We start from the raw sequence: 26316 nt of genomic DNA on the forward strand, positions 1-26316 counted from the left end.
TTAAACGGATCAGCCAAGCGCTTCTTATCAAAGGGAACCGCTTTATAACGGTGACGGCAGCGGCGATGCCTGCCACTCGTCGCCCAGGAGTTCCGGGGTGTCATAGTCCTGAAACTGCTGCCAGTGGCGCTCAACGTCTTGCTGGTAAAAACACGCAGCGATGGCGTTAACCAGCCAGCTGGCTCCCTCGCTAATGCCCGGGATATCGCCACTTACTTTGCCAAGACTGACGGACGCACCGTAGTTGAAGCAGTGTATGTGGCGTAACCATGGCGCTGAACCAGGCTCACGTTCTTGAAAAGCGAAGTCGCACCCGACATACGGGAATTTACCCAGCTCGTCATCCTCCAGCTCACGCGGTGGCTGATAGCAGTCGCGCCATAGCAGAATACGGTCGGCGTAACCCGCTAATTCAGTGCGTGCCAAAGGGTCGACTTCAAACCCGGTTCCCATAATCAGAAAGTCGCCGCGAACCTCGCCCTGCTGTGTTTCGAGCACAACGTCATCGCCGTCTATTCGCGTTGAGCGGACACCGCAGTCAAAATGAAAATAGGCGTTGTCATGGCGGCTAACGCGCAAGGTAGAGCCACGCGGTGGCGGGGTCTGGGTAATAAAGGAGTAGTGCATAAAGCGCCAGCGCCAGTCGTCGCTCAAGCCGGCATAGCCTTGAGTGAAGCCAAACGAACCGATACCCATCATTTTATTGACGGTGGGCATTTGCGGACGGCGAATCAGAAAGCGCACCGATTGCGCGCCGTTCTCCAGCGCTTCGGCGGCATTATCAATGGCCGACGCGCCCACGCCTACGACAATAACCCGCTTGCCTTTTAACGCAGTAAAGTCGATATCATCTGCGGTATGCGCCCACACCCGCTCAGGCAAGGTGGCCACAAAACCCGGAATTTTGGGTGCGCCGGTGCCTTCACGCCCGGTCGCCATGATGAGTTTACGGGTCAGCACCGACCCGCTGCGGGCACCGGCACCCGAAAGTTCAAGGCTTAATAAATCGCCTTCTGGCTTAACATGCTCAACGTTAACGTTATTATCGATCGGCAGTGCCAGCACCTGACGATACCAGCATAAATAGTCCATCCACATGGGGCGGGGGATTTTATCCAGTGCTTCCCATGCCTCGTTACCGAACTGAGCTTCATGCCAGGCGCGAAATGTCAGCGACGCGAATCCATAGCTAGGGCCAGGTAGCGTTTTAGGCGAACGTAGCGTTTCCATCCGCGCATAGTTCATCCATGGCCCTTCAAGACCCGCGGCATTTCGATCGAAGACACGAATATTGCGAATACCCGCAGCTAACAGTGCAAATGCTGCGACCATACCGCACTGCCCGCCGCCTATGATGACGACATCATAAATATGTCGGCCATCGTGAGCGGCTCGGCTAGGCACCCAGTTTTCACGGGGCAGGTTTAAACACGCCAAGTCATAGCGGACGCGTTCATTAAGCGCTTCAAGACCAGCGCCAACCTGTGAGGGGGAAGAAGTTACTGTCATTGCGTCATCTCAATCTGGGACTGCCTAGCCTTGTCTGCTTCATGAGGCCACCAAAACCAACGGATAGGTACATCTGAGCTAGCAGTGCTTGCGGGCAGGTCGGCCTGTTCTGCCAACGCAACAATATCCCGTGCCTTAGCGAAGTAATCCTCGCCTTCTTCGAACGTGGCGTCTGATGCAGGGCTCGCCTGGGTGAAAAGCGCGTCCAGACATATCGCTGGCATGCTGGGCTGATTTTCCACCAAGTGTTGGCGAACGCTCCAAACACCGGATTTTTCATCGACGGTGTAGAGCTTCATTAATACCGCCGCGTAACGTGTAATAAACTCGACGGCAGATATTACATAGTTAGCCGACTCATTGCTAAAAAAGAAATGAAATCCGAGTCTTACCCAGCCTGGACGATATAAGCTTCGACCTTTTTGGACTAAGCGTTCGTGCTCTAACGCCGTGTCCGCATCAATTGAAAGCAGCTCATGACCATAAGGGCCTGCACACGAACAGCCGCCTCTTGCCTGAATGCCAAACAGGTCATTGAGCATGGCAACAATGAGATTGTGGTGAATGTCACGCTGCCCGGCGCGAACGTTAAAAGAGAAAATAGACAGCCGCGGCGCATCCACCGGCCCCAAAAGCGTTAAGTTATCAAGCGTTGACCAGCGCGCCATGGCCATCGCTATCATGGCTTTTTCCTGCGCTTCAATGTAATCCACACCAACCAGCGATTTAACGCGAAAGGCAAGGCCCGCTCGGATGTTGCCTAATATATCCGGGGTGCCGCCCTCCTCCCGGCGTTGAATATCGCTCACATAGCGGTGTTCCGTCGCGGTGACATAAGACACCGTGCCGCCGCCTGCAACCGAGGGAATGGCATTACGGCACAGCGCCTTTCTAATCACCAAGACGCCGGAACTACCCGGCCCACCTACGAACTTATGCGGCGAGACAAAAACCGCGTCTAAGTGATCATTTTTGCCGGTGCCCGCCACATTAATATCGACGTAAGGGCCGCTGGCGGCATAGTCAAAAAGCGCCAGCCCATCGTAACGATGCACCAGCGTGGCGATAGCCGAAACGTCCGTTTTGATGCCGGTTACGTTAGAGGCTGCCGAAAACGCGGCAATTTTTAGCGGCCGGTCAACGTAGCGCTTTAGCTGCGCTTCTAGTTCGTCCAGGCGGATAAGGCCATCTTGGCCTAGCGAAATACGTACCAAGTCGGCATCGCATTCTCGCCAGATAAGATCGTTGGAATGATGCTCGTAAGGCCCGATAAAAATTACCGGCCTAACGTCATCCAACGTATCGCCCCCCTGCTTTAGCTCTAAAATCTTACAACAGCGATCAATCGCTGCCGTTGCCCCAGCACCAGCAAACAACACCGCATAGTCGTCATTAGCCCCAACAGCCTGGGCCACCGCTTGGCGCGCTGACTCGCGATAGCGGGTGGTGACTTTGCCGGTAAAAGAAGTCTCGGTGTGCGTATTGGCATAAAACGGCAGCAGTTGCTGGTAAACGGCGTTTTCAACAAAGCCTAACGCACGCCCTGAAGCCGTGTAATCAGCATAAAGCAGCGGGCGCATGCCAAACGCGGTAGGAATAGACATGCCTTCGCCTATCACGTCATCGCGAAGAAACGCTACCCACTCACTAGAATTGCCCGAGAGGCAGCTCGGTGGTTTTTTTGACTTGTTCCATTGAAAAACATGATGTGACATTGCTTAACTCTACTGTCGAAATTAGCCTTTTATAAAAGGCGTCGAAAGACTGATTATCGCGTGTAATGACCTTAAGCAAATAATCATACTCACCGGCCAAACGATTAACTTCCATAATTTCAGGAAAAGACTGAACAGCTTCCTGAAATGTATCTAGCCAGGCTTGGTTATGTTTGTCTGTTTTAATCATGACAAACACAACAAGGCGAAGATTTAGCTTCTCAGGATTGAGAACGGCAATTCTTTTTTCTATAAACCCGTCTTTCTCTAACCGCTGTATTCTTCGCCAGCACGGGGTTACCGACAACCCAATCCCTTCTGCTAGCTGGGCAATAGAAAGACTATCATCATGCTGAAGCTGTTCAAGAATTTTTAAATCAAAGCGATCAATAAGCAATTTATTTCCCTTCAGATAAAATTATTAGAATAATTTTTTATATATTCAAAATATTGCTCCGTCAAGGAAAATAAATTCCTCTGCGATCCCGTCGATAAAAAAGCAAATAATGGAATTATATAAAGTCTGGTGGGGCAATCACACTCTTTATAAAATCAGGAAAACTTTGTAGACAGCATATTATCAATGCTTCTCACCAATTGAATATAAGCGTTAAAAACCAGCGTTAATAAAACACTAAAAATCAGCCAAACTAAAAATCATAAAATATTATAAGCTAACCAAAAAAATCTATTGAATAGGCAACCCCGCCCTTTAGCTTTAAAAATACAACATAATCAGCTACCACATACATTGTTAGCAAAGGCTATGTTAGTTCGCCATTACAAACTTTATTTTTAATCATTACACTTTTTTAATCATTAAAGCATGCTAGGATTCATCGCTATTGAATACCCGACTTTTGCACTCAGGTATGGCTCTATCGCCATACTCGTCAGTAGATATACGCAGTCATTTGTTTCAGCTAGCGTTTCTATTGCTTGAGTTTCTATTGCTAAAGCGCCTACTCAGAAAGAGTTTTTAAGTTATGACACCGATCACCCTGCTGTTCCTGGCCGTATCAATGTCAGCGGATGCTTTCGCTGCCTCCATCAGCAAAGGCACAGAACTTAAGAAGCCCACTTTTCGCCATGCGATCGGTATTGGCTTAGTCTTTGGCATCATTGAAGCCATCACGCCGGTGCTCGGCTGGGCGGCGGGAAAGGCATCGCAGCAGTATGTGCAAGCCTGGGATCACTGGGTGGCATTCACCCTGCTTTCGGTGATTGGCCTGCATATGATTTACGCCGGGCTCAAAAAGGACGGCAAAGTAGAGCATCGCAAGCAAACACTCTGGCTATTAGTCATCACCGCCACCGCGACCAGCATTGATGCGATGGCGGTCGGCGCAAGCCTTGCCTTTATCGATGCCAACATTATCGCTACTAGCTTTGCCATTGGTCTGGCCACAACAATCATGGCGTCAATGGGCACGCTGCTGGGCCACCGGCTTGGTAAGTTTGTTGGCCATTGGGCAGAGTTAATCGGCGGTATTGTATTGATTGGGATTGGGCTGGCGGTACTGGCACAGCACACCGCTATTTTTTAGATTTTTTCAGCACGCCTAGACCCTGCATTGCACGCCACATAAAGGTCAGCTATCGCCAACGATAGCCGACCTAACCAGCCTTTAGATAGGCATCTGCGCGACCACTCCCCCATCACTCCCGCCCCTTAAACACCGGCCCCACCAGGGCGCCAACCTGTACTGTTCAGGCTTTAAGGAGTAGGGTATGCCACCTGTTCGATACCTCCTGCGCCTTATGGCGGCTTAATGATGGTATTGATCTGGCCCCCTTACGACGGCGTCTCCAACGTCGGATATTGCTTTACCAGACGGCTAACCGCAGTCTCATCTCGCTACAGACATAACTAGAAAGATGTTCTGTTTTTTGCTTACTTCCTGTGGCGACCGCTCCGTGAATGGAGTGTGGGTTGCTATAAAGGATGCTAAGGCTGCAAAGCCTATGGGTATTCAATGAACGAAGAAAGTTTCTATCAGTTCTCTACACTGACCGTGCTCGCCTTATTGGCGGCCTTTTATGGCGGCACTTATCTGCTGACCTTGCTAATCAAAAAGAAAAAGGAAAATACCGACGCCTTCATGGTGTCCAACCATCAAATCGGTTTTGGCCTAGGCGCCGCCAGTATGACCGCCACTTGGATATGGGCAGCATCCTTCTATGGTGCCGCTACCTCGGGCTATACCTACGGCATTTCAGGCCCCTTGCATTACGGGCTATGGGGTGCGCTGATGATTCTGTTCATCTACCCGTTTGGGCGTCGCTTTCGCAAGCTGGCTCCCAATGCGCACACCTTAGGCGAGCTGATTCATGCACGGCATGGTTCTTCCAGCCAGCTAATCCTCGCCTCTTCTAATATTCTGGGCAGTATCATTAGTCTGATGGTCAATTTCACGGCGTCGGGTGCGCTGGTCTCAGTACTCTCGCCGCTGTCGTTCCAAGCAGGCGTTGTGATTGCCGGTGTCGGCGTACTTTCTTACACGCTATGGTCCGGGTTTCGCGCATCGGTGCTCACCGACTTTGCCCAGCTAATGGCGATGATGGCCGTCGCCATCCTGATCATTCCAGCAGTCATGTTCGCACTCGGTGGCCCGCAAACGCTATCCGATGGAATGAGCCTACTGACGCCAGAGCAGGCAAATCTGTTCTCGATGGACGCGATTCTCAATCAGGGTGCGCCCTTCTTCGTCGCCGTGTTGGCCTACGCTATTGGCAACCAGACTATTTCCCAGCGGCTATTCGCGGTGCGTGAAGACCATATCAAACCGACCTTTATCACCGCGACGATTGGCTACGGCGCGATCGTTATCGGCCTGGGCATGATTGGTTTGATGGCACTGATGACCGGCATGGAGCCCATCGATGGCGATATGAACAACCTGATACCGCAAATGGTGTCGATGTATCTGTCACCGGTATTTATTGGGCTGTTCTTTATTCTCGTTATCGGTTCGCTCTCTTCCACCGCCGACTCTGACCTTTCCGCCATGTCCGCCATTGTGATGGCCGATGTGTACGGCAAGAATATCGCCAAAAACAAACCTGATCCCACCAAGATGCTGTTTATTGGCAGGCTGACGATGATCATTGCCACGTTGATCGGCGTGATTCTGGCCAGCTTCTCGATGGACATTCTGATCATGCTGGTGTTTGTCGGCGCGCTCTGGGGTGCCATTGTATTTCCCGTTATCGCCAGCTGTTTCTGGGACCGAGTGACTAATAAGGCCTTCACCTCCGCGGTCATCGCGGGCCTGGTGATGTTCTGCGTCGCCCGCTTTGAACTAGTGCCAATGGTCGGCGTCACCGCTGGGCTGTTTGAGTTACTGGCCGCCGTGGGCGGTGGTGTGGTGCTGGGTCTGATGGCCTTTGGCTTCTGCGGTCGTCGGGTCGGTGTGGTCTTCGGTGCCCTCTGCACCATCGTGCTCGCCTACTTCTGTTTCGGCTTCCTGCGCGACTACACGGTATTACTAGCCTCGTTAATGGCTTATGGCGTCAGCACCCTTGTGTGTATCGGCGTCAGCCTGCTGAGCTCCAGCAAGTTCGACTTCGCGCAGATTAACCAGGACGTCATTAACTACGATCCGGTCAAGCCTGCTGTTCAGGCTTAAGGCCTTCGCATCGCAAGAACCACTTTCATTAACGGGTGTGCAATAGCGCACCCGCTAGACAATAGGAGTGAATATGCAAACCTTAGTATTGGCGCTATATGTACTCATCTGGCCGTTAATCTCCCTCGCCATTTTCGCGATCATCGGCATTGCCACCGTTAACGACATTCGCGTAGCGCGACGCGATAAACGCGAACTGGTGTGAAATAACGATTAAAAAACGGTTAGCACCGTTTTAAGCAGTAAGGGGACAAGGCACGGCAAGGGACTGCCGCGTCTTATAGGTCTGTCTCTATTTCAGGTCCATGACTAGGTCTACATCAAGCTCCAAAATGCATCAACCAGCGGGTTCTTTAAGTTTTTCTTTAACGTAAACAAGCCAATATCGTAGGGTTCCAGCTCAGGCGTCACGTCGAGCACCCGGATACGGTCCATCAATGGGCTGTTATCAAGCACAATCTTTGGCACCACGCCAATCCCGAAGCCCAAGCTCACCATACTCACAATCGCCTCATTACCGGTGACCTGTGCATAAATGCGCGGGGCGATATCTCGTTGGCGAAACCATTCGTCCACACGCGCTCGTGAGACACCGCTTTCAGATAAAATCATCGGGATGCTTGCCCACTCCTCCGTTGCCGTTGGCGAATTCATGGGCACATTTGGCACCTGCTGCTCAAGCGGCGCAATAAACAGCAATGGCGACGTCGCAATAGGTTTAAATGCCAGGCCTCGCGCTAAGTTTGCAGGCTGAGCCGCAATACTGAGATCCTCTTTACCATCTAAAACATGCGCAATCGCGTGCTCTGGATCCCCCGTACGCAGCTTTATTTCAATCGCAGGATAGGCAATACGAAAGCGGCGCAGCAGCTCATAAAGAAAGCTGTAGCTAGCGGTGACGGAACCATACAAGCTGATTTCACCGCTTAACTGATCAGAATTATCGGTTAACTCATGGCGGATCAAGTTCCACTGGCTGCTGGTATCGCGCGCGTATTTAAGAAATTTTTGGCCTTCCTGGGTCAACGCCACGGTTCGATTGTCGCGATTAAACAGCGACACCCCCAGCTCGTCTTCTAAATGACGAATGTTACGCGACAGCGCAGAAATGCTGATATGGCACTCATCGCTGGCGCGCCCGAAATGCAGTGTTTCTGCCAAGGCGAGGAATTGTTTTAAGGTTTTAAAATTCATAGGTGTCATTCTATCTCGTCATTGCATAAAACGGGACGTGTTATTGCAAATATATCAATTTAAGAAATAGTCACTTTTGTATAGATTAGCCTTATTCACATGGCGCTGAGCTCCATCTTGAGCGGCCATGTCATGCATTTTTAATACCGAATTCAAAGTATCGGCGTGTCTTACAGCGATTTTTTATATCAATATTATGCTCACCAAACATTAGGATGTTAACGATGGCTAACTATTTCAATACCTTACCGCTACGCGAGCAATTGGCTCAGCTAGCGCAATGCCGCTTCATGCACAGCGCTGAGTTTGCTGATGGCGTCGAAGCACTAAAAGGCAAAAAAATGGTAGTGATCGGCTGTGGTGCACAGGGCCTTAACCAAGGTTTGAACCTGCGCGACAGCGGCCTAGACGTTTCTTACGCACTGCGCCCTGAAGCCATTGAGCAAAAGCGTCAGTCTTGGAAAAACGCCTCTGAAAACGGTTTTGTGGTGGGCACTTATGAAGAGTTAATCCCCACCGCAGACGTTGTTTTGAACCTGACACCCGATAAGCAGCACACATCGGTTGTGACAGCAGTGATGCCACTGATGAAGAAAGACGCCTGCTTGTCTTACTCCCACGGTTTCAACATCGTAGAAGAAGGCATGAAAGTGCGCGAAGACTTAACCGTCATCATGGTGGCACCGAAGTGCCCAGGCTCCGAAGTTCGCGCTGAATACGTGCGTGGTTTCGGTGTTCCTACCCTGATCGCTGTTCACGAAGCCAACGACCCTAAAGGTGAAGGCCTGGCGCTGGCAAAAGCCTACGCGGTAGGTACTGGCGGCCACAAGGCGGGCGTGTTGATGTCGTCCTTCATCGCGGAAGTTAAATCCGACCTGATGGGTGAGCAAACGATCCTTTGCGGCATGCTGCAAACGGGCTCCCTGCTGTGCTTCGACAAAATGATCGAAGAAGGTATCGATGCAGGCTATGCGTCTCGCTTGATCCAATTCGGCTGGGAAACCGTCACCGAAGCGCTGAAGTACGGCGGCGTGACGAACATGCTAGACCGTCTTTCTAACCCAGCGAAGATCAAAGCGTTTGATCTTTCTGAAGAGTTAAAAGACATCATGCGCCCGCTGTATAACAAGCATCAAGACGACATCATCAGTGGCCACTTCTCTCATACAATGATGGAAGACTGGGGCAATGATGACAAAAATCTACTGCAGTGGCGTGCCGATACCGCTGAAACGAACTTCGAGAAAACCCCTGCTGGCGAGGTAGAAATCTCTGAACAAGAGTTCTTCGACAACGGCATTTTGATGGTCGCCATGGTTAAAGCTGGCGTTGAGCTTGCGTTCGAAACCATGACAGCGGCAGGCATCGTTGCTGAATCGGCTTACTACGAGTCGCTGCACGAAACGCCGCTCATCGCCAACACCATCGCGCGTAAGAAACTCTACGAAATGAACGCGACGATCTCTGATACCGCAGAATACGGCTGCTACCTCTACAACCACGCCTGCGTACCGCTGTTGGCAGACTTTATGAAAGGCATTAAATCCGACGTGATCGGTAAAGGACTTTCTTTAGACGACAACGGTGTGGATAACGCTCGCTTGATCGAAGTTAACGCTGCCCTTCGTTCACATCCCGTCGAAGCCGTTGGCTCGGTTCTGCGTGGCTACATGGCTGACATGAAAAAAATCGTTTAATCGGCTAATGAACCGATAGGCGTCTAGGTTTTCAAAATCGAGCGCCACCAAAAAAAGCCGAGCTATCATCACGATATGCTCGGCTTTTTTGACTCTTCTGTGCTTAAACAACCTCTATCGAACAGTGTAAGGAAGACAGTAATGGCTCCATTAATCCGCCCAGGCACTATCCGCTTAACAAAAGCGACGGTTAGCTTTGATGATCGCTTCACGCTAAGCGAGATTGATTGGACCATTACGCCAGATCAACACTGGGTGATTACGGGCACCAATGGCGCGGGAAAGTCTGCCCTGGCGGCTGCGCTAGCGGGCATTGGCGACATTACGGGAGGAAGTATTCAAGGGCTTCCCAGCAACGTGGGCATCGTCTCTTTTGAAGCCCAGGCGGAACTTATCGCTCAAGAGCTCAAAAAAGACGACGCCGATATTATGGACGTCATTTCACTCGGCACGCCCGTCAGTGAAATGATTTTCGACCATTGCCAAGATCATCAAATCGCCAGCGAACTGGTAGAAAAGTTCGGGCTGACAACGCTACTCGATCGCGCGTTTCGCAAACTTTCCACCGGCGAAACGCGTAAAGTCATGCTGATTCGCGCACTGGCCAACAAGCCTGATTTACTTATTTTAGACGAGCCGTTCGATGGCCTAGATGTGGCCACGCTGGCCATGCTGCAAGCACATCTCACCTCTATTATCGACACCGTTCCTATGGTCATGGTGCTGAATCGTTTTGATGAAATGCCGGATTTCATCACGCACGTGGCCTATCTAGACAAAAAAAACGCGGACAATAGAAAAGGTAAAAAGACTGGTGACCAGGGGCGCCTAGCGCTCACGGTAGACCGTCAGGACGAGGCCGCCTTTAATGAGCTTTATCAGTTGCTGCATTTAAAAACCACCGACCTAAGCGTGCCAGAGGCCGACCCTACCCATAAGCTACCCGCTCTCGATCCAAGCCAGCCATTGGTAAAACTAACGCAGGCAACGATTCAATACGGCGACACCGTGATTGTTGATAAGCTCGACTGGACCATAGAACGGGGCCAGCATTGGCAGCTGAGTGGGCCTAACGGTAGCGGCAAAACCTGCGTGCTGTCGTTGATCACCGGCGATCATCCGCAGTGCTATACCAACGATATTTTTGTGTTTGGATTCCAGCGCGGTAACGGCGAAAGCATCTGGCAGATTAAACAATTTATCGGCTATGTATCCACTAACCTGCAATGGGAATACCGCGTTAGCACCAGCTGCAAAAACGTGATTATTTCTGGCTTCTACGACAGCATTGGCATGTACACCAAGCCCACCGACAGCCAGAAAAAAATTGCCGACCAGTGGCTGGAGCTGCTGGGCATGACAGAGCGCGCCGACCAGCCGTTTAACAAGCTTTCTTACGGCGACCAGCGCCTGCTGCTCATCGCCCGCGCGATGGTCAAACATCCGCCCCTGCTGATTCTAGACGAACCCTGCCTTGGCCTGGACGAAATGAACCGCCAACTCGTTCTGGCTCTGATCGAAAAAATCTGCCAAGGCTTCGAAACCACGGTGCTTTACGTCAACCACCACGCGGAAGACCAGATAACAGGCATAGAGCATTACTTAGGCTTGGAAAAGAATCACTAGAGCAGAAGTAAGCGGTGCGCACCAGCAACAGCGCTCATGATTGAGCGCTTAAATGCCATAATCCCGCTCCACTTTAGCCACCCGAACTTTAAACGCTGAGTACCACGCTTTGTGGCCCAAGCGCTGGGCTTCAAGATGCTCAGCGTTCTGCTTCCAGCGCTTGATGGCTTCCTCGCTTGCCCAGTACGAGACGGTGATACCCACCGCCTCACGCGCAGACTCAATGCCCAGAAACCCCTCCTGCTGGGAGGCAAGCGCGAGCATTCTGTCAGCCATTGCCCCGTAGCCATTATCTTGCTCGGTGCGCACAGAGCTGAAAATGACCGCGTAATAAGGTGGGCTGGGGGTGTTGGCAATTGACATTGCGTCCTCTGGAAATGTTGTGACGTCCACCGCTTTCTTAACCTGCTCCACAGCCATCGTTGGATGCTCTATTAGTCTTTTTTATCTATCGTTATCTCAATAGTTTTACTGTCGCCAGCAAACCATTTCTGAACGTACAGCGTACCCACGATAGGCGCCGTTCCTTCATCAGGCACTTCCTTGTAGCGCACGCTATTTTTGGTTTCTTTTTCGTATTCAAACATCACTACTTTCTTCGACATGACATGTACCCGATATATAACGATTGAAACCTGGGCGACTAACGTCGCTCAGCTGGTGTGTGGCGTGATTCGCGCTATTAAACACTAAACATTTAGCGTTCCCAAAGGCCTGAATCATACATGAGGCGCATAGTGTAGTTGAGCTGAAGCGTTTGGTTACCGTCGCATTCAATCTCGCTGCTTCGCCCCACTGGAGGAGGCCCCGTTACCGATATGGAAGAATATTTTCTGAGCGGGTCAAGCAGCCTGTACTCGTAGCCGTCATTTGAAAACTCGATGGAGGCGTCACCGTTACTCGCGGCGTAGTAGCTGAAAAATCCCAGCGGCGGCCTTTTTTCAGATGGATAAACAAACTCAACTTGGCCGTTGCGTGACGCGCGGTACTGCATATAGCCAGACGTCCGGTTTACCACAGGCGACGAGCAGAGCGAAAATATACGCTTATCCGCTTCACAGCTCCACAGCGTGGCCTCTTCCTGATCGCACAAAGGGCTTTGCTGATAGTCATCCCGATACGCTTCCCAATCAGCCTGCGCAATGGCCGGCACTGGCTTTGTTTTGGGGGAAAGGTCAGTTTCCTGCGCTAAAACGGCGGGAGTGGCCAGCATTAGGCATATCGATAGCAGCGCTCTCATCATGTTGTTTATAGTCCCCAGCGTTAGGCTATACCGCGCTACCCAGCTTCATCACCATTGGCTGTACGCAAAGCGCCGAACCGACTCTCAGCGCTTCAAGCTGCCCTGTTGCGATAAAACCAGACGATTTATATAAGTTAACGGCGTCTTCGTTGCCTATCGTCACGGCAAGCGCTAATAGATGACACCCTTGGTCAATTGCCCACGCTTTAATTGCCCGCAGAAGAGATGTTGCGATGCCCTTTCCTCTTAGCGCTGGCGAAACCCACATTTGATAGATATGCGCCGTTGCCACATCAGGCTTATGTATCACGCCCCAAGCAAGACCGACGGGCAGGCCGCCAATCTGTACGATGAGTGGAAGCGCATTTAGGGCTCGTGATTGAAGGTCTAGGCGTAACTGCCACTGCGCATCTGATAATACGGCCTCCTGCTCATAAGTGGACCCAAACGAGCCCGGCGAATCCCTTAAAGACTTCAACCTGACTGTTTTGTATAAAACCCAATTTTCTGGCGTTAATACACTGATCTTGAATTCATCCATAGTATGGCCTTAGGGCATAACGCCAAGTTTAAGAAAGCTGGGGCAATTCAGACTGCTCCTACTGCTCCTACTGCTCCTACTGCTCCTACTGCTCCTACTGCTCCTACTGCTCCTACTGCTCCTACTGAAGCAGCTTTAGGCTATTAATCAACCAACTCAACACCTAAGGCTTCTAACAAGATTAACGCTTCATATCGTGAAAACTTAGCCTTTTTGACATTATTTTCTAGTATATTAATGGCATACGTCGTTGACTCGCTAAAATCGACTTCTTGCAAGTTTGTTCTCATAAACACACTACGACTGAAATCACTATCTGTCATTTTCGAACTAACAAAACTACCTTCACGAAAGTCGACATCATGTAACTTACAATCATCAAAAACCAACTCACTTAAGGTAAGACCAAAGAAAGACGAGTCATTTAAAATACAGCGCTTAAAACTCAGCTCAAAATCTAAGTGGAAAGCTGACCACGTGGCTTTTGTCCAATCAACTCCAACCAGCTTGCTATCTTGAAAATCAAGCTCAAATAGCTTTGTATTTGAAAAATCAACCAAGCTGAGATTACAACGATCAAATGTACAGCTAGTGAACTTACAGTTCTGAAATTTAGATGCTGAGAAATCACAATCGGAGAACCGGCAACCTTCGAATTCGATGCCGATATAGTGTTTATCAGGTAACGAAAGCTTCTCAAAAGAAACGTCGAAATAATGCTCGCTATTTTTTAATGCTGTCATCGTATCCTCTGAATAGCTTAATACTTGGGCTTAGTCACCGGTTTGGGGCGGCAGCGAGAAATCGGCCGGTTGCCGCTCCTGGCTATTTCATGAACCATGACGCTGAGCATAGTGGCGACACGTCAGCTGCGTCCGGCGGCCATAGACCTCAACTTGTTACACATTGTTCTGCCATTCTAAGTACTTACATACATTGTCGTATTCAAGCCATGGCACATCGTGTGAAACCCAAATATGCGCTTCAGGCTTCAATTCAGGGTCATCATCCAACGTGGCCACTCGAACAATAACATGTGGCTGCGCGCCCCTTTCCGCCACTAAGTGAGAGCCACAGTGCCTGCAGAAGTGACGGAGCTTCCCAGGTGATGATTCATAGGTTGAAAGAGATTCAAGACCTTTGAGCCAGCGGAAATGTTCACGTTTTACACCCGCCGTTGAGGCAAATGGTGCCGCGTGTGCCTTGCGACACGTCTGACAATGACAATGCACGATCGGCATATCCAAGGAATCTATTTCGTAACTAATCTCGCTGCACAAACAGCTTCCTTTCAACCCCACTGGATGATCTCCCTTTTTATATTTAACGCCGCTTTAAAACGTGCACTTTTCAACGTCTTTTTTGAGCCCCTCGCTATGTCTTTTCATTGTAGGTTAGCTCTATTTTACTGCCTTGAAAGCCTTGGAAAAGAGCGTTATGCGCATTGTATGAAAGAGAGTCATCTCTTTCCCTATATCCCGCAATCCAATCAAGGAGCATGGGAAGATTGTCATCTTGTGCTTTTTTTGATGCGTATTTATGAGGCTCCCACGGTCTATTTCTCGCATTTTCCTGGCAAAGATGAACGGGCAAATTCATAAATATTGCTTCGCTTGCAAACGGCTTTGCCAGCTCAAGCAAGTCAGCGTAACAGCCTTCTACGACCCACTCTCTATTGTCACCAATGAAAGACTGAATCTGCTCATACACCTGACCTATCGGTCGTCGTTCTGGCGGGTTCGAAGGCAGCCACGCTAAAGCATCTAAATCGAGATGGGTTAGTCCTTGGTTTTTAAATTTTCGGGCTAACGTAGATTTCCCGGAACCAGAGTTTCCAAAAATGATTATTTTTCTCATGGGCCTCCGTTCTTGATTTAGGCATAACGCCAGCGCACAACGGCGCCCTTTTAATGGAGGCGCAGCCGCAATGTAAAGGGCGTCCGGCGGCCGCAGGCCGCGAATTGATGCCCCTTGTTATACGTTGCCCAGGTTGATGAATGCATCGTGCTTCCAGTAGTAATTTATGGCCGCATAAAGGTCGCGCTGGTCATATTCCTTCTTCTGAGCCATTAGGTTTTGCTCGATATCCTCGAGTTGATCTTTATGGAAAAAGCACACAAGACCACTTTTCTCGAGATCGACTTCCCGCTGGGCTTGCTCGTCTGGACTGAGATCGATCCCGTCATCTACAGCAAAACAGCGTGTATCGGGCCGAAGATTGTTGGTCTCCTGCGATATCCAGAGCCAAATGTCGCGGGGCATAGTTTTCAGGTTATTGGCCCACAAATCCAACGGCTTCGACTTTAGCTCCATATTCTCCCTCAATTACGTATAAAACGTTTGGTTAAGGGGCGGGCTTTAGCCCATCCCAGTGAGCGAAGCGAACGGCTTGAACCACTTGTTAGACGGTGCCAATTATAACCCTCACTATTTATTAGGGAAGTATTCAAGTATCTCATCGCCCGCATCATCAAATAGACCAGTGGAACGCCAGCCTAGGTGTCGATAAAAGCCATATGAACGAGCTTTCGTGTCGGATGAGCATCCGAGGAAAAGTCTTTCAAATCCTAAAGAGCGGAAAGACTCAATCATTTTATCTAATAGTACTTTGCCAACACCTTTGCTTTCATACTCTGGTAATAGTGCCAAGACAACAATTTCTCCAGCTTCGCTATCACCGAAGCAATAGCCAATAATCTTCCCTTCACTAACACCAACGTAACCAGGTAAGGAGCCATCGCTAATTCCTGCTTTCCAGCTATCTAAAGTAATACCGAGTTCTTCCAATTGTTCGATAGAGAAAGCATTTTCTCTCGTCTTTCCTCTCAAGGCGATGCATTCGGCCGTATCGTCAGGCGTTGCTATCCTGTATGAAACTTTCATTAGGGTCTCCATGTTTATTTCTTGGTTGTAGATCTAACGCCCGGCACACGTGCCGATTTGTAGCCGCGAAGCGGCGGAGAAGCGGTCACGGTGCTGCCGCTTGTTAGAGAGATTCATAACCTAGAAGCTCCATATCCAATTTCCTTGGGGTCGATAGTGCACCTAACTTTGGCTCAAATTCAAAGTCACGATAATGCAAGCAGCGATAACAAAATGCCGAATATGCTCGGTCATACTCACCAGGGACTTCAAATCGCTTCCTTGGCAGCCGGCTCCTGAGCTGCTTGTTTGCTATGGAGTCGTAAATAAAAACTGATCTAGGCGCGTGAAAATGAAGGTATTTTGATGCGAGGGAACGCTTTTCAATACCTGTAGCGCTGGCAAAAAGATCAGTAAGTATTTTGTGTGCATTCAAGACAATGGATATATTATCAATTGTTGGTCGATTGATTTTTCTAAGGTCATCAATTGCGGCATCGATATCTGAGTCAATTAATATTTGCGCTGCATCTACAATATTAAAATCTTCCCCTGCCTTTCGTTCAATACTAGCCGAGTAAGAGCGGCCAATTATCCAAAGCTTGCCGACAACTGTATCGACACTATCATGGAATGGTCTTTCGGAGCACATCCGATAGAGAACTTCATTTCCCCAACCTGAGTAGTCTTTAGCGTACTCCATAATAGTCTCTAAGCTCTCTAACGCCGCATTCAGCGGCTTGTCCGCTGCAATGCTTTGTTATGCATTATTTGTTCTCTCGCAACAAGCTAAGGTAAGAACGCTCTTTGTTCTTATTTTTCCATGTTTCGGATATATGTTCAGTTAGAGATGGAATATCCTGTTCAAGACTTGAAGGCCATAAACAAGGGTTATAATCATACACTCGCAGCATGTGGTCTATATCAAAGATAGGGGCAGTGCCTTTGGCTCTTATAAGGCAAACTGGCTTATTAAAGGCTATACGCATACCAAGTTCAAATAACACGTTCGGATTATGCTCCGTCAAATCCACAATCACTAAGTCTGCAGAATCTAAATCATTGACTATGGTTGACTGTATTACTTCGCTACCAGCTTTTTTTGCAGTTTTTGCATTAAAGTTAGCCTGCACTGCTGCGGGTGTAATTAAGTGCTTTAACACCTCATCAAAATAGCCCTTTGGAAATTGTGATGTTTTCTCAGAAAAAGGCATTGCAACAAATACAACGAGATCGCCAGAGTTTTTTGATTCGCCTAAAATTATCGAGTTATCGTTATTTTTTAATGAATTTATAGAGCCATTACTTTCTTCAACCACACCAGTTTTTGCTTGAACAGCATTAAGGTATTTCAGGTTTTTTTGGTAGAGTTCATAAAATTCATTTTGCAACGATTCATCTACACCAAACTCAGTCTTTAAAGTGTTCTTTAAATATTGAATCTCCGGTAGATTTTGCCCCTGATAATAGTCGAAAACTTTTTTAAACAGTGGCACGTTGAAAAATGCATCTTTTACAGCTTCTAATTCTTCTTCTGGTGATTTTGGGTAAGCAAAGCGTTGGCCAATCTCACCAATCTCAATTTTCGCAGTATCCCTAGTTCCGACTGTTAGCCCGTAGTCTCTTGATGACGCCGTAAGATAAAAGAAATTATTGCCCTTACCCATCCCAAGAGCTTTTGCTATTTCTCCAGGAGCCCAAGGATTCCCGGCGTTAAGTTCCTTGATTACGTCAACGACGCCTTTAGTCTCTTCAATACTGTGTTGTGGAAAATCTCTTTTCGGTTTTGCTTTTGGCTTAGCTTTCGCTTTGGCTGCCGGTTTTTCAGAAGAATCCACTTCTTCTGCCTTCCCTGCCGTTTCTGTATTTGAATCATCAGTCATTACCAGACTCCTGAGTTTAAAGTTTCTTTGGATGCATAACAGTGATTATATACCCGGCTGCATAACCTCAATGAACGCGCTGGCGCGTTCATTGAGGTTATCTAGCCGCTCTGATCAAATCTACCTCATTGATTCTATTGCGAGCAAAGAAAATTTTGGCTACCTATCCAAAATTCGCGTGCTGGCACGATTTGCCATTCTCAATAATACTGTATACAAATACACGTTAAAATTAATAAAAAGGGATACCCCATGAAGCTAATGGATAGGGTCCGGGCTACCTTGCGGGTAAAACGCTATAGCCTTCGTACTGAGAAGACGTATTGCTATTGGATTCGCTTCTTCATTCGTTTTCATGGAATACGCCACCCTGCCACGATGGCGGGTAGTGAAGTTCGGCAATTTTGGAATATCTCGCGATAGAAAGACGCGTTGCCACTGTTTCAGATTCACTCTTGCATCACTCCCACCTACCTCATACACTCCGCTAACAAACAGCTTGACGGGGTGCCGGTGAATCCGGCTGAGATGGCGCAGGGTGAGCATGTTTTTGCTGCCGAGCGCTGGTCCCGCTGAACCTGATCCGGCTAATGCGTTGCTCATATAGGGGCGCGCGGGTACCGGCGTAGGGATCAAGCGATGGCCATGGCTAGCTCTCTTACGATCGCACGCCACCTTTCCGCGCCATTTCCTCGATCTTTTTCGCCTACCCTCCGGATCACCATTACCGGAGGCATCATGGGCTACCGCTTTACTGATCTTACCACCGCCTGCCAGCAAGACTGGCGCGCCTATATTGAGCACGATTTTGTGCGCCAGCTGGGTAATGCCACGCTGCCTGAGGCGTCGTTTCGCCACTACTTAAAGCAGGATTACCTGTTTCTGATTCACTTCGCCCGCGCCTATGCGCTGGCCGCTTATAAAAGCCCCACCCTTGCCGACCTTCGCCAAGCCCACGAGGGCTTAAAAGCCATTGTGGATGTTGAGCTGGGCCTGCACGTGGGCTTTTGTCAGGAGTGGGGCATTTCTGAGCAAGAACTGGCGGAGCTTCCCGAAGCCAGGGCGACGCTGGCCTACACTCGCTATGTATTGGATACCGGCAATCGCGGCGACCTGCTTGATCTGCACGTAGCGCTGGCCCCCTGCTTAGTGGGCTATGGCGAAATCGCCAACTGGCTGAAAGCCCAGCCTTCCACCCTGCGCGGCTTGCAAAACCCGTTTGATGCGTGGATTGCCATGTACGAAGGCGAGGAGTTCCAGGCAGCTATGCAGTCGGAGCTTGAATGGCTCAACGCCCGCCTTGCCGATGTGTCGCCCGCCCGCTTTAAAGAGCTGAGCAAAATCTTCCGCGATGCTACTCGACTGGAAATCGACTTCTGGCAGATGGGCCTGTCGCTAATAGACGAAGAGCTGCCTCACTAATCCTTCCCAACAACAATCGAAGAGACCGCAATGACTAATACCTTAACGGCTAAGACCGTCACCAGTAAAACCAGCCACTTTTTAGCCGAAACCGCCCAGGTCGATGCCGCCGCCATTGCGCCGCTGCCCGGCTCGCGCAAGGTGTACATTGAAGGCTCGCGTGTGGATATCCGCGTGCCGTTTCGGGAAATTTCTCTCTCGCCGACTAAAACCAGCGGCATTGATGAAGAGAACCCGCCGCTGCTGGTGTACGACACCTCCGGCCCTTACACCGACCCTACCGCCAGTAACGATTTGCGCAAAGGCTTGCCTGCCCTTCGCCGCGCCTGGATTGAAGAGCGTAACGACACCGAGTTCCTGTCAGGCCATACCTCTGATTACGGTAAGCGCCGCGCTAACGACCCTACGCTTGCACAGCTGCGCTTTGATTTAACCCGCACGCCGCGCCGGGCGAAAGCGGGTAAGAACGTTACCCAGCTTTACTATGCGCGCCAGGGCATTGTCACCCCGGAAATGGAGTTCATTGCCCTGCGAGAAAATCAGCGACGCCAAGCGCTGGGAACCACAGAAGTGGAGCGTATTCTGGGCCACCAGCACCGAGGTCAGAGCTTTGGCGCCAGCCTGCCGGATCAGATTACGCCTGAGTTTGTACGCGATGAGGTCGCCCGTGGGCGGGCTATTATTCCTAATAATATCAACCACCCAGAATCTGAACCGATGATTATTGGCCGTAACTTTCTGGTCAAGATTAACGGCAACCTGGGCAACTCCGCGGTGACGTCTTCTATCGAAGAAGAGGTGGATAAGATGACCTGGGGCATCCGCTGGGGCGCGGACACCATTATGGATCTTTCTACCGGTCAGAACATCCACGAAACCCGCGAGTGGATTATCCGCAACTCACCGGTGCCGATTGGCACGGTGCCGATCTATCAGGCGCTGGAAAAGGTTAAAGGCGTGGCCGAAGACCTTACCTGGGAAGTCTTCCGCGATACGCTGATTGAGCAGGCTGAACAGGGTGTGGACTACTTCACCATTCACGCGGGCGTGCTGCTGCGCTATGTGCCGCTGACCGCCAAAAGAGTCACCGGCATTGTCAGCCGCGGTGGCTCTATTATGGCCAAGTGGTGCCTGTTCCATCACCAGGAAAGCTTTTTGTACACCCACTTCGAAGAAATCTGCGAGATTTGCAAGCAGTACGATGTGGCGTTCTCGCTCGGTGACGGCCTGCGCCCCGGCTCAATCGCCGATGCCAACGACGAAGCGCAAATGGCGGAGCTTAAAACCCTAGGCGAGCTGACCCATATCGCTTGGAAGCATGATGTGCAGGTAATGATTGAAGGTCCCGGCCACGTGCCCATGCATCTTGTGAAAGAGAATATGGATAAACAGCTAGAGTACTGCGACGAAGCGCCCTTCTATACGCTTGGCCCGCTAGTGACGGACATCGCCCCTGGCTACGATCATATTACCTCGGGCATTGGGGCGGCGATGATTGGCTGGTTTGGCTGCGCGATGCTTTGCTACGTCACGCCCAAGGAGCACCTGGGCCTGCCTAATAAAGACGATGTAAAAACGGGCATCATTACCTACAAAATTGCCGCCCACGCAGCGGATTTAGCCAAGGGTCACCCGGCGGCGCAGCGGCGTGATAACGCGCTTTCCAAGGCGCGCTTCGAGTTCCGCTGGGAAGACCAGTTCAACCTGGGGCTCGACCCGGACACCGCCCGCGAATACCACGACGAAACCCTGCCCAAAGATTCCGCTAAGGTGGCGCACTTCTGTTCTATGTGCGGGCCGAAGTTTTGCTCTATGAAAATCAGCCATGAAGTGCGTGAGTATGCTGAAGAGCATGGCCTTAACGGCGACCAGGAAGCCATCATGAAAGGCATGGAAGAGCAGGCGGAGAAGTTTCGACAGAAAGGCAGCGCGCTGTATCAAGAGGTGTAAGCACACCCTGCGCTGAGTGTTTGTTAGCCCTCGCGATGCAAGCGAGGGCTTTTTATTGCCCACTCACTGCTGAAATACAAACTGACGTTATAAACACATCAATCTTCCCAACCGCTTTAATGTTATGATATAACATATGCTAAATAAAGCCGTTTTACGAGATAAGCGTCATGGGATTGTTAAGAGCCGTAGTTACACCACTGCTGGTAAGCATGGTTGCATTCAGCGCAGGCACTGCTGGGGCCAGCGAGCCCGCACTAAAGGTGGTGGCTTCGTTTTCCATTATTAACGATTTTGCTCACCAAATAGGCGGTGACCGGATCGCCCTTACGAGTATTGTCGGGCCAGATTCTGATGCGCATATGTACGAGCCAACGCCGGCCGACGTAAAGGCCGTGGCACAGGCAGATATCGTGCTGATCAATGGCCTGATGTTCGAGGGGTTCTTGGCACGCCTAATTGAGGCCAGCGGCAGCGATGCCGAGATAGTCACGCTGACGGATAACGCTGAGATTCTTCAAGACCCCCAGGGTGGCCACTACCATTTTATTGGCGATAAGGCTGTGTTCCACGCGGCACCGGAAGACCCTCACGCCTGGCAATCGGTTAGCAACGCGCAGGTGTATGTCAGCAATATCGCTCAGGCATTCTGCACGGCAGATCCGGCTGGCTGCCGTGCGTATGAAGCCAATCAACAGCGATACTCGGCCACACTAACAGCACTCGATGACGATATCCGCGAGCAGCTAAGCACCCTTCCCGAGTCGCGCCGTACAGCGGTAGTCGCTCATCATGCCTTTCGCTACTTCGAAAACGCCTACGGCCTCACCTTTTTCGCCCCTCAAGGCATGTCAACGGAATCTGAAGCCAGCGCTGCGAATGTTGCGGGCCTAATCGATGAACTTCAATCACAGCAGGTCTCGGCGGTGTTTGCCGAGAACATTTCCAACCCACGCTTGGTCGAGCAGATTGCCACTGAAGCGGGCCTACCCATGGGCGGCACCCTTTACTCGGATGCGCTTTCCAACGCAGCGGGGCCCGCGTCAACGTATGAAGCCATGATGCGCTACAACGTTGCCACGCTAATGTCGGCGCTTACGCCGCCTTAATTCTTTCTTACTGTGACTTATACCCAGCAAGGCACTACGAACGTTCTGTTTTCAGGAGATGTTTATGAAGAAACGTATTTTGGCCCGCTCAATCGCGGCGTTAGCGGTCGCTATTGGCAGCACCAGCGCTTATGCCCACGATGAGGGTGTCACCGAGTGGCGGCTTTTCGTCGCTGACCAAGCGTCCCCAACGGTTAGTGTTATTGATGCCACTGACAAAGCGCTAATCGACACTTATGAGCTCAGCGGGCCGGCGGCGCTGCATCGTACCAGCAGCGGCCAAACGGTATTTGCCGTTCAGGGCTCGGAAGGCCGCGTCTCGGCGATCAATACCGGGATCGCGTTTCATGACCACGGCGACCATGCCGATATTGATGTCGATGCGCCTGAGCGCCTGAATATGGAGCTTACGGGTGAGCGTCCGGCCCATTTTGTTGAACAGCAGGGCTATATCGCCCAGTGGTTTGACGGCGAAGATGAGGCGCGCTTCTTTACCGAAAACGGCGTGCTTGAGGGTCAGCCAGAGATTCGTACAGCTAACATTGAGGCAGCCCATCACGGCGTTGCAGTGCCCTATCAACATCACGCCGTGGTATCGATTGCTAACCCTGACGATGCCTCCCAACGCCCCATTGGTGCCCGGGTAGTAGACTTTGAAGGTAACCATGTTGGAGAAGACGTCGCTTGCCCAGGGCTGCATGGTTCGGCGGGCTCGGGCAGCCTTTATGCCTTGGCGTGCCAAACCGGCCTGCTGATTATTTCAACTCAAGACGGCACGCCTGAGATTGAGCACCTGGCCTACCCTGCTTCGCTGCCAGAAGGCAGTGCTTCAACACTACTCGGCGGTAAAGGGCTGCAATACTTTATTGGCAACTTTGGCGCTGACCGTCTTGTGATTATCGACCCCTCTCAAGGGGAAGAAGGCTTTCAGCTAGTGCAGCTGCCTACTCGCCGCGTCCACTTTGCCACTGACCCTATTCGTCCGCGGTTCGCCTATGTATTTACCGAAGATGGCCAGCTGCATAAGGTAGATGTGCTCAGTGGAGAGCTGACGCAATCGCTGCGCTTAACAGACCCCTACTCCATGGACGGCCATTGGAACGACCCGCGGCCACGCATTGCCGTCGCTGGAGACAACATTGTGGTGACCGACCCTGCAGCGGAAACACTGCATTTCGTCGATGCTAATAGCTTTGAACAAGTGGATGAGATGCCGCTAGAAGGGAAACCGTTCAATATTGTGGCGGTAGGCGGAAGCGGTGTTTCACATCACGATTGATGTGATGCTCCCGTGAACGCAAACAGGGGGCCGAAGGCCCCCTGTTATCATCAGTCATTACTATTAGACAATAATGACTATCAGCATAAGAATTAGTGCTTTTTCTTCAGCGCTTCCTTGGCTTCACCTTTGCCTTTTTGCAGCTCACCCTTCGCTTGCTGAACTTTGCCTTTGGCTTCAGTTTTTTCGCTGCCGGTTACTTTACCCGCTGCTTCTTTCACTTTACCAGCAGCCTTGTTGGCAGTACCTTTCGCTTTATCTTCTTTACCTGTTGACATGACGAGCACCTCTAATCCGTTAGTAGGGAAAACGCCGTATGTGAAAGTGTGAATTGCACTGCGAATCACACATCGACATATCATCAGAGTAGTCTTTATTAAAAAAGTTGCGCTAATTTATTTATGATCATTTTACTTCGGGCAAGCGCGTGGGCTCCCAGTAATTCAATAAATAGTGCAAACATGACATCACAAGCAGCGTTGACACCAGCGCCACGCTCATGGAAGAAAACCGATAAAGTGCACTATAAACAAGGTCTTGATTAGGCCCAAGTGACTGCCCAAAGAGGATGCCCAAGGTCGTTAGCCCACCAAAACCAATCCCTGAGCCACCCCCTTCGTGAATATGTTCACGCCCAAAAAGCATTAATCCCAGCCAATAAATAATCACCACCAGCAGGAAATGATGGCTTTGGGTATACAGCAGCAGCTGCATTAGAAGCGCTAAATTGCACCCCAGCAACGTGCCTACCGCCCGCTTCGCGGCAGAAAGGCGTGCGCCAGAGTATCCCAAGGCAAACAAAATCAAAATGGTCGCCATCTGCGCCGAAAGCGAGTCTTTTAAGTCAAAGGCTTGAAACACAACAAAAGAAAGCGTCGCGGTTATTCCCCCAATCAACGTTTCATGGCGAATTTGCGCCGGTGACTTAACGCCTTTCGGCGGAGGTTTGCGAGCCTCGACGTCAGGAAACAGAGTATGCATCAGCATGGCAATAAATACCGCTAGGCCGCTCGCGGCTAAATTACAGGCCAATAAATCGCTTAAGTCGGTGCCGGGGTAGCTGGCAAAATGGAGCAGGATACTGAGTGTGAGCACACCATTGGCGCCGAATAAAAACAGCGGCCCCTTCGCCATCAAGTTAAATCTAAATAAAAATATGCCCAGCACCACCAGCGTCATTACCACCGGCATATGTTTGAGCAGCCCAACCACTAGGCTAACTTCCAGCACGTTGAGGGAAACATTGGTTAAAAACTGGCGAATAATACTGCCATTGAGAATAGGCACCATGCCCAGCAAGAACATCGGGAAAACGGTAAAAAATACCCCGTAGTTCCAGCCCATTAGCTGACTGACCACAAACCCCAGCGTACCGCCGCCCGCCACCCGCAAGCACTGGCGCAGACCATTTTGGGTTAGCCCAGGGCGAGAGGCACGCTGCACATTAGAACCATCGCGCTTAGCCCACCACCGGCTAAGCGGCTTAATATACATAGTGCAGCAAACTAATCAGGTGCGCCTGCAGCCAGCCAAAGGGTTTTGCCAGTACAAAGTCGCTCGGCTGGAGCTGCACGGTAGCGCGCGCGCCGCTCGGTAGCGCGTTTATAACCGGCTGCTGGAGAGCAATGTGCACACGCATACGCTGGGCATCGCGAATCCAGCGGTCGGATGTGGGAATATCGGCTAACTGACCATCGGCCGCTAGCTGCCCTTCACGTACACCGGCATCCACGGCAATGACCCTCGCGTCAAATACTTGGCCCGGCCATGCATCGAAAATGACTTTCGCCGGGTCGCCCAGCACAACATGACGCAAACTTTTTTCACGAAAATCGGCAATGATATCTACTTCTTCAGCCACCACTGCGACGGCCGGCTGGCCGGCTTGAACATAGTCACCAACGCCTAGCTGCAGGTTAGTCACATTGCCTGACTGGGCGGCGCGCACCTGCGTATGAGCAAGGTCCAGCTGAGCCTGTGATAGCGCGTTTTCTGCCTGACGAACGCGCAGATTCGCATTACCTGAATCGCCTAGCTGCACTTCAAGACTGACGATTTTCGCCCTGGCGGCGGCGACGCTAGCTTGCGCCGTTCGTTCAGCGGCCACCTGCTGATCGTACTGCTGACGCGATACGCTTTGGCGAGACAGCAGCGTTTCAGCACGCCGACGCTCACTCTGGCTTTCACTGGCCGTTGCTTCTGCCGAGGCCAAATCTGCCTGTGCGGAGGCTAAGTCTGCCTCTAAGCGGGCATTCTCCCGCTCGGCCTGCTCACGATTAAGACGCGCCTGATCGACCGCTAACGCAAAGGGCGCTGCCTCTATCTGAAACAGCACATCGCCCTTTGCAACACGCTGATGATCGCGCACCAAGAGTGCGTCTACCGGGCCACTAAGCTCAGGCGCAATGCGAGTAACCGGCCGCATTACCCGCGCTTCCGGCGTCATTGGCATAAAGCTGTCGGCCACTAAAAAATAAATAAATAACACTATGAAGGCGACAATAGCGACCTTCACCCAGCGGGCAAACGTTTGATCGGGGGTCATGCAGGGCTCACTTGTTAGCCGCCAGGGTAGCCCTGGCCAGCGCCGCCGAGGGGCGCGCATTGTATAAGATACTTTAGTCTAACAACTAATTAGCTAGCTAACAATATAACTA

The 26316-nt window shown here is 50.8% G+C and carries 28 protein-coding genes and 1 riboswitch; of the genes, 10 read left to right on the forward strand and 18 right to left on the reverse strand.

Features of this window, described 5'->3' with window-relative positions; all coding sequences use genetic code 11:
* Window positions 1-42 precede the first annotated feature (42 nt).
* From ACT3TR_RS02425 to ACT3TR_RS02435, 3 genes are read right to left on the reverse strand one after another with little or no spacing between them, the layout of a single operon-like run.
* On the reverse strand, window positions 43-1509 hold the full coding sequence (locus tag ACT3TR_RS02425) for an NAD(P)-binding domain-containing protein (protein ID WP_444624616.1): 1467 nt from the start codon (window positions 1507-1509) through the stop codon (window positions 43-45).
* Window positions 1506-3113 (reverse strand): aminotransferase class V-fold PLP-dependent enzyme, encoded by a 1608-nt coding sequence (locus ACT3TR_RS02430; protein WP_444624615.1) that lies wholly within the window; start codon window positions 3111-3113, stop codon window positions 1506-1508. Before ACT3TR_RS02430 ends, ACT3TR_RS02425 begins: the two co-directional genes overlap by 4 nt.
* A gap of 43 nt (window positions 3114-3156) precedes the next feature.
* Window positions 3157-3621 carry an Lrp/AsnC family transcriptional regulator gene (locus tag ACT3TR_RS02435; RefSeq protein WP_217990292.1) on the reverse strand — a complete coding sequence of 155 codons (465 nt, stop codon included), beginning with the start codon at window positions 3619-3621 and terminating at the stop codon, window positions 3157-3159.
* Window positions 3622-4210: 589 nt separating this feature from the next.
* Between ACT3TR_RS02435 and ACT3TR_RS02440 the strand changes: the two genes are divergently transcribed.
* The 3 genes from ACT3TR_RS02440 (at window position 4211) to ACT3TR_RS02450 (ending at window position 7058) form a co-directional block, all read left to right on the forward strand.
* On the forward strand, window positions 4211-4771 hold the full coding sequence (locus ACT3TR_RS02440) for a manganese efflux pump MntP (protein WP_096281637.1): 561 nt from the start codon (window positions 4211-4213) through the stop codon (window positions 4769-4771).
* Between the two features lie 429 nt (window positions 4772-5200).
* Window positions 5201-6853: a sodium:solute symporter family protein gene (locus ACT3TR_RS02445; protein WP_096281639.1), complete on the forward strand. Its 1653-nt coding sequence runs from the start codon at window positions 5201-5203 to the stop codon at window positions 6851-6853.
* Between the two features lie 73 nt (window positions 6854-6926).
* On the forward strand, window positions 6927-7058 hold the full coding sequence (locus ACT3TR_RS02450) for a putative transporter small subunit (RefSeq protein ID WP_217990293.1): 132 nt from the start codon (window positions 6927-6929) through the stop codon (window positions 7056-7058).
* Window positions 7059-7168: 110 nt separating this feature from the next.
* On the opposite strand, the gene ilvY is transcribed toward ACT3TR_RS02450, so the two are convergent.
* Entirely contained in the window at window positions 7169-8047 is an 879-nt protein-coding gene (gene ilvY, locus ACT3TR_RS02455; RefSeq protein WP_096281641.1) for an HTH-type transcriptional activator IlvY, read from the reverse strand.
* 224 nt (window positions 8048-8271) lie between these two features.
* Between ilvY and ilvC the strand changes: the two genes are divergently transcribed.
* Window positions 8272-9744, forward strand: a complete 1473-nt coding sequence (gene ilvC, locus ACT3TR_RS02460) for a ketol-acid reductoisomerase (RefSeq protein WP_444624614.1) — start codon at window positions 8272-8274, stop codon at window positions 9742-9744.
* A 141-nt stretch (window positions 9745-9885) separates the two neighbouring features.
* Window positions 9886-11370: a molybdate ABC transporter ATP-binding protein ModF gene (gene modF, locus ACT3TR_RS02465; protein ID WP_444624613.1), complete on the forward strand. Its 1485-nt coding sequence runs from the start codon at window positions 9886-9888 to the stop codon at window positions 11368-11370.
* Between the two features lie 48 nt (window positions 11371-11418).
* On the opposite strand, the gene ACT3TR_RS02470 is transcribed toward modF, so the two are convergent.
* The 11 genes from ACT3TR_RS02470 to ACT3TR_RS02520 form a co-directional block, all read right to left on the reverse strand.
* Complete coding sequence (locus ACT3TR_RS02470; RefSeq protein ID WP_301734114.1) at window positions 11419-11733, reverse strand: antibiotic biosynthesis monooxygenase family protein; 315 nt, start codon at window positions 11731-11733, stop codon at window positions 11419-11421.
* A 71-nt stretch (window positions 11734-11804) separates the two neighbouring features.
* Window positions 11805-11975 (reverse strand): hypothetical protein, encoded by a 171-nt coding sequence (locus ACT3TR_RS02475; RefSeq protein WP_192536229.1) that lies wholly within the window; start codon window positions 11973-11975, stop codon window positions 11805-11807.
* Between the two features lie 92 nt (window positions 11976-12067).
* Window positions 12068-12583 (reverse strand): hypothetical protein, encoded by a 516-nt coding sequence (locus tag ACT3TR_RS02480; protein WP_444624612.1) that lies wholly within the window; start codon window positions 12581-12583, stop codon window positions 12068-12070.
* Between the two features lie 55 nt (window positions 12584-12638).
* A complete protein-coding gene (locus ACT3TR_RS02485; RefSeq protein ID WP_444624611.1) occupies window positions 12639-13091 on the reverse strand; it encodes a GNAT family N-acetyltransferase in 453 nt (150 codons plus the stop codon).
* Window positions 13092-13297: 206 nt separating this feature from the next.
* The gene (locus ACT3TR_RS02490) at window positions 13298-13897 is read right to left on the reverse strand and encodes a pentapeptide repeat-containing protein (RefSeq protein ID WP_444624610.1); all 600 of its coding nucleotides are present in this window, start codon (window positions 13895-13897) and stop codon (window positions 13298-13300) included.
* Window positions 13898-14053: 156 nt separating this feature from the next.
* Complete coding sequence (locus ACT3TR_RS02495) at window positions 14054-14455, reverse strand: GFA family protein (protein ID WP_444624609.1); 402 nt, start codon at window positions 14453-14455, stop codon at window positions 14054-14056.
* A gap of 73 nt (window positions 14456-14528) precedes the next feature.
* Window positions 14529-15011: a shikimate kinase gene (locus ACT3TR_RS02500; RefSeq protein WP_444624608.1), complete on the reverse strand. Its 483-nt coding sequence runs from the start codon at window positions 15009-15011 to the stop codon at window positions 14529-14531.
* Window positions 15012-15128: 117 nt separating this feature from the next.
* Window positions 15129-15467, reverse strand: coding sequence for a DUF7716 domain-containing protein (locus ACT3TR_RS02505; RefSeq protein WP_444624607.1), 339 nt, complete (start codon window positions 15465-15467; stop codon window positions 15129-15131).
* 114 nt (window positions 15468-15581) lie between these two features.
* Window positions 15582-16037, reverse strand: a complete 456-nt coding sequence (locus ACT3TR_RS02510) for a GNAT family N-acetyltransferase (protein ID WP_444624606.1) — start codon at window positions 16035-16037, stop codon at window positions 15582-15584.
* A gap of 103 nt (window positions 16038-16140) precedes the next feature.
* Window positions 16141-16719, reverse strand: a complete 579-nt coding sequence (locus ACT3TR_RS02515; RefSeq protein WP_444624605.1) for a hypothetical protein — start codon at window positions 16717-16719, stop codon at window positions 16141-16143.
* A 64-nt stretch (window positions 16720-16783) separates the two neighbouring features.
* Window positions 16784-17899 (reverse strand): hypothetical protein, encoded by a 1116-nt coding sequence (locus ACT3TR_RS02520; RefSeq protein ID WP_444624604.1) that lies wholly within the window; start codon window positions 17897-17899, stop codon window positions 16784-16786.
* A 261-nt stretch (window positions 17900-18160) separates the two neighbouring features.
* On the opposite strand from ACT3TR_RS02520, the gene ACT3TR_RS02525 reads away from it, so the two are divergent.
* The 5 genes from ACT3TR_RS02525 to aztD all read left to right on the forward strand — a co-directional run bounded on the left by ACT3TR_RS02525 (window position 18161) and on the right by aztD (window position 23659).
* Window positions 18161-18322, forward strand: a complete 162-nt coding sequence (locus tag ACT3TR_RS02525; RefSeq protein ID WP_444647226.1) for a phage integrase N-terminal SAM-like domain-containing protein — start codon at window positions 18161-18163, stop codon at window positions 18320-18322.
* A 70-nt stretch (window positions 18323-18392) separates the two neighbouring features.
* Window positions 18393-18548: riboswitch (TPP riboswitch) on the forward strand.
* An 89-nt stretch (window positions 18549-18637) separates the two neighbouring features.
* Window positions 18638-19321: a thiaminase II gene (gene tenA / locus ACT3TR_RS02530; RefSeq protein ID WP_444624774.1), complete on the forward strand. Its 684-nt coding sequence runs from the start codon at window positions 18638-18640 to the stop codon at window positions 19319-19321.
* A 30-nt stretch (window positions 19322-19351) separates the two neighbouring features.
* Window positions 19352-21271: a phosphomethylpyrimidine synthase ThiC gene (thiC, locus tag ACT3TR_RS02535; protein WP_444624602.1), complete on the forward strand. Its 1920-nt coding sequence runs from the start codon at window positions 19352-19354 to the stop codon at window positions 21269-21271.
* Window positions 21272-21441: 170 nt separating this feature from the next.
* Entirely contained in the window at window positions 21442-22380 is a 939-nt protein-coding gene (locus ACT3TR_RS02540) for a metal ABC transporter solute-binding protein, Zn/Mn family (protein WP_444624601.1), read from the forward strand.
* A 64-nt stretch (window positions 22381-22444) separates the two neighbouring features.
* A complete protein-coding gene (gene aztD / locus ACT3TR_RS02545) occupies window positions 22445-23659 on the forward strand; it encodes a zinc metallochaperone AztD (protein WP_444624600.1) in 1215 nt (404 codons plus the stop codon).
* A 92-nt stretch (window positions 23660-23751) separates the two neighbouring features.
* Here aztD and ACT3TR_RS02550 read toward each other — a convergent pair whose 3' ends face one another.
* The 3 genes from ACT3TR_RS02550 to ACT3TR_RS02560 all read right to left on the reverse strand — a co-directional run bounded on the left by ACT3TR_RS02550 (window position 23752) and on the right by ACT3TR_RS02560 (window position 26204).
* Window positions 23752-23937 carry a CsbD family protein gene (locus ACT3TR_RS02550; RefSeq protein ID WP_096281669.1) on the reverse strand — a complete coding sequence of 62 codons (186 nt, stop codon included), beginning with the start codon at window positions 23935-23937 and terminating at the stop codon, window positions 23752-23754.
* 127 nt (window positions 23938-24064) lie between these two features.
* Window positions 24065-25102: a DUF2955 domain-containing protein gene (locus ACT3TR_RS02555; protein ID WP_444624599.1), complete on the reverse strand. Its 1038-nt coding sequence runs from the start codon at window positions 25100-25102 to the stop codon at window positions 24065-24067.
* A gap of 40 nt (window positions 25103-25142) precedes the next feature.
* On the reverse strand, window positions 25143-26204 hold the full coding sequence (locus tag ACT3TR_RS02560) for an HlyD family secretion protein (RefSeq protein ID WP_096281671.1): 1062 nt from the start codon (window positions 26202-26204) through the stop codon (window positions 25143-25145).
* Window positions 26205-26316 lie beyond the last annotated feature (112 nt).

Origin of the sequence: Halomonas sp. AOP12-B1-6, from assembly GCF_052379225.1 — a bacterium.
Lineage (GTDB): Bacteria > Pseudomonadota > Gammaproteobacteria > Pseudomonadales > Halomonadaceae > Vreelandella > Vreelandella casei.

Excerpts from the sequence above, each read along its gene's own strand:
- ACT3TR_RS02425 (WP_444624616.1), bottom strand. The coding sequence starts at position 1,509 with ATGACAGTAACTTCTTCCCCCTCACAGGTTGGCGCTGGTCTTGAAGCG.
- ACT3TR_RS02430 (WP_444624615.1), bottom strand. The coding sequence starts at position 3,113 with ATGTCTATTCCTACCGCGTTTGGCATGCGCCCGCTGCTTTATGCTGAT.
- ACT3TR_RS02440 (WP_096281637.1), top strand. The coding sequence starts at position 4,211 with ATGACACCGATCACCCTGCTGTTCCTGGCCGTATCAATGTCAGCGGAT.
- ACT3TR_RS02445 (WP_096281639.1), top strand. The coding sequence starts at position 5,201 with ATGAACGAAGAAAGTTTCTATCAGTTCTCTACACTGACCGTGCTCGCC.
- ACT3TR_RS02450 (WP_217990293.1), top strand. The coding sequence starts at position 6,927 with ATGCAAACCTTAGTATTGGCGCTATATGTACTCATCTGGCCGTTAATC.
- ilvY (WP_096281641.1), bottom strand. The coding sequence starts at position 8,047 with ATGAATTTTAAAACCTTAAAACAATTCCTCGCCTTGGCAGAAACACTG.
- ilvC (WP_444624614.1), top strand. The coding sequence starts at position 8,272 with ATGGCTAACTATTTCAATACCTTACCGCTACGCGAGCAATTGGCTCAG.
- modF (WP_444624613.1), top strand. The coding sequence starts at position 9,886 with ATGGCTCCATTAATCCGCCCAGGCACTATCCGCTTAACAAAAGCGACG.
- ACT3TR_RS02470 (WP_301734114.1), bottom strand. The coding sequence starts at position 11,733 with ATGTCAATTGCCAACACCCCCAGCCCACCTTATTACGCGGTCATTTTC.
- ACT3TR_RS02475 (WP_192536229.1), bottom strand. The coding sequence starts at position 11,975 with ATGTCGAAGAAAGTAGTGATGTTTGAATACGAAAAAGAAACCAAAAAT.
- ACT3TR_RS02480 (WP_444624612.1), bottom strand. The coding sequence starts at position 12,583 with ATGCTGGCCACTCCCGCCGTTTTAGCGCAGGAAACTGACCTTTCCCCC.
- ACT3TR_RS02490 (WP_444624610.1), bottom strand. The coding sequence starts at position 13,897 with ATGACAGCATTAAAAAATAGCGAGCATTATTTCGACGTTTCTTTTGAG.
- ACT3TR_RS02500 (WP_444624608.1), bottom strand. The coding sequence starts at position 15,011 with ATGAGAAAAATAATCATTTTTGGAAACTCTGGTTCCGGGAAATCTACG.
- ACT3TR_RS02505 (WP_444624607.1), bottom strand. The coding sequence starts at position 15,467 with ATGGAGCTAAAGTCGAAGCCGTTGGATTTGTGGGCCAATAACCTGAAA.
- ACT3TR_RS02510 (WP_444624606.1), bottom strand. The coding sequence starts at position 16,037 with ATGAAAGTTTCATACAGGATAGCAACGCCTGACGATACGGCCGAATGC.
- ACT3TR_RS02515 (WP_444624605.1), bottom strand. The coding sequence starts at position 16,719 with ATGGAGTACGCTAAAGACTACTCAGGTTGGGGAAATGAAGTTCTCTAT.
- ACT3TR_RS02520 (WP_444624604.1), bottom strand. The coding sequence starts at position 17,899 with ATGACTGATGATTCAAATACAGAAACGGCAGGGAAGGCAGAAGAAGTG.
- ACT3TR_RS02525 (WP_444647226.1), top strand. The coding sequence starts at position 18,161 with ATGGATAGGGTCCGGGCTACCTTGCGGGTAAAACGCTATAGCCTTCGT.
- tenA (WP_444624774.1), top strand. The coding sequence starts at position 18,638 with ATGGGCTACCGCTTTACTGATCTTACCACCGCCTGCCAGCAAGACTGG.
- thiC (WP_444624602.1), top strand. The coding sequence starts at position 19,352 with ATGACTAATACCTTAACGGCTAAGACCGTCACCAGTAAAACCAGCCAC.
- ACT3TR_RS02540 (WP_444624601.1), top strand. The coding sequence starts at position 21,442 with ATGGGATTGTTAAGAGCCGTAGTTACACCACTGCTGGTAAGCATGGTT.
- aztD (WP_444624600.1), top strand. The coding sequence starts at position 22,445 with ATGAAGAAACGTATTTTGGCCCGCTCAATCGCGGCGTTAGCGGTCGCT.
- ACT3TR_RS02550 (WP_096281669.1), bottom strand. The coding sequence starts at position 23,937 with ATGTCAACAGGTAAAGAAGATAAAGCGAAAGGTACTGCCAACAAGGCT.
- ACT3TR_RS02560 (WP_096281671.1), bottom strand. The coding sequence starts at position 26,204 with ATGACCCCCGATCAAACGTTTGCCCGCTGGGTGAAGGTCGCTATTGTC.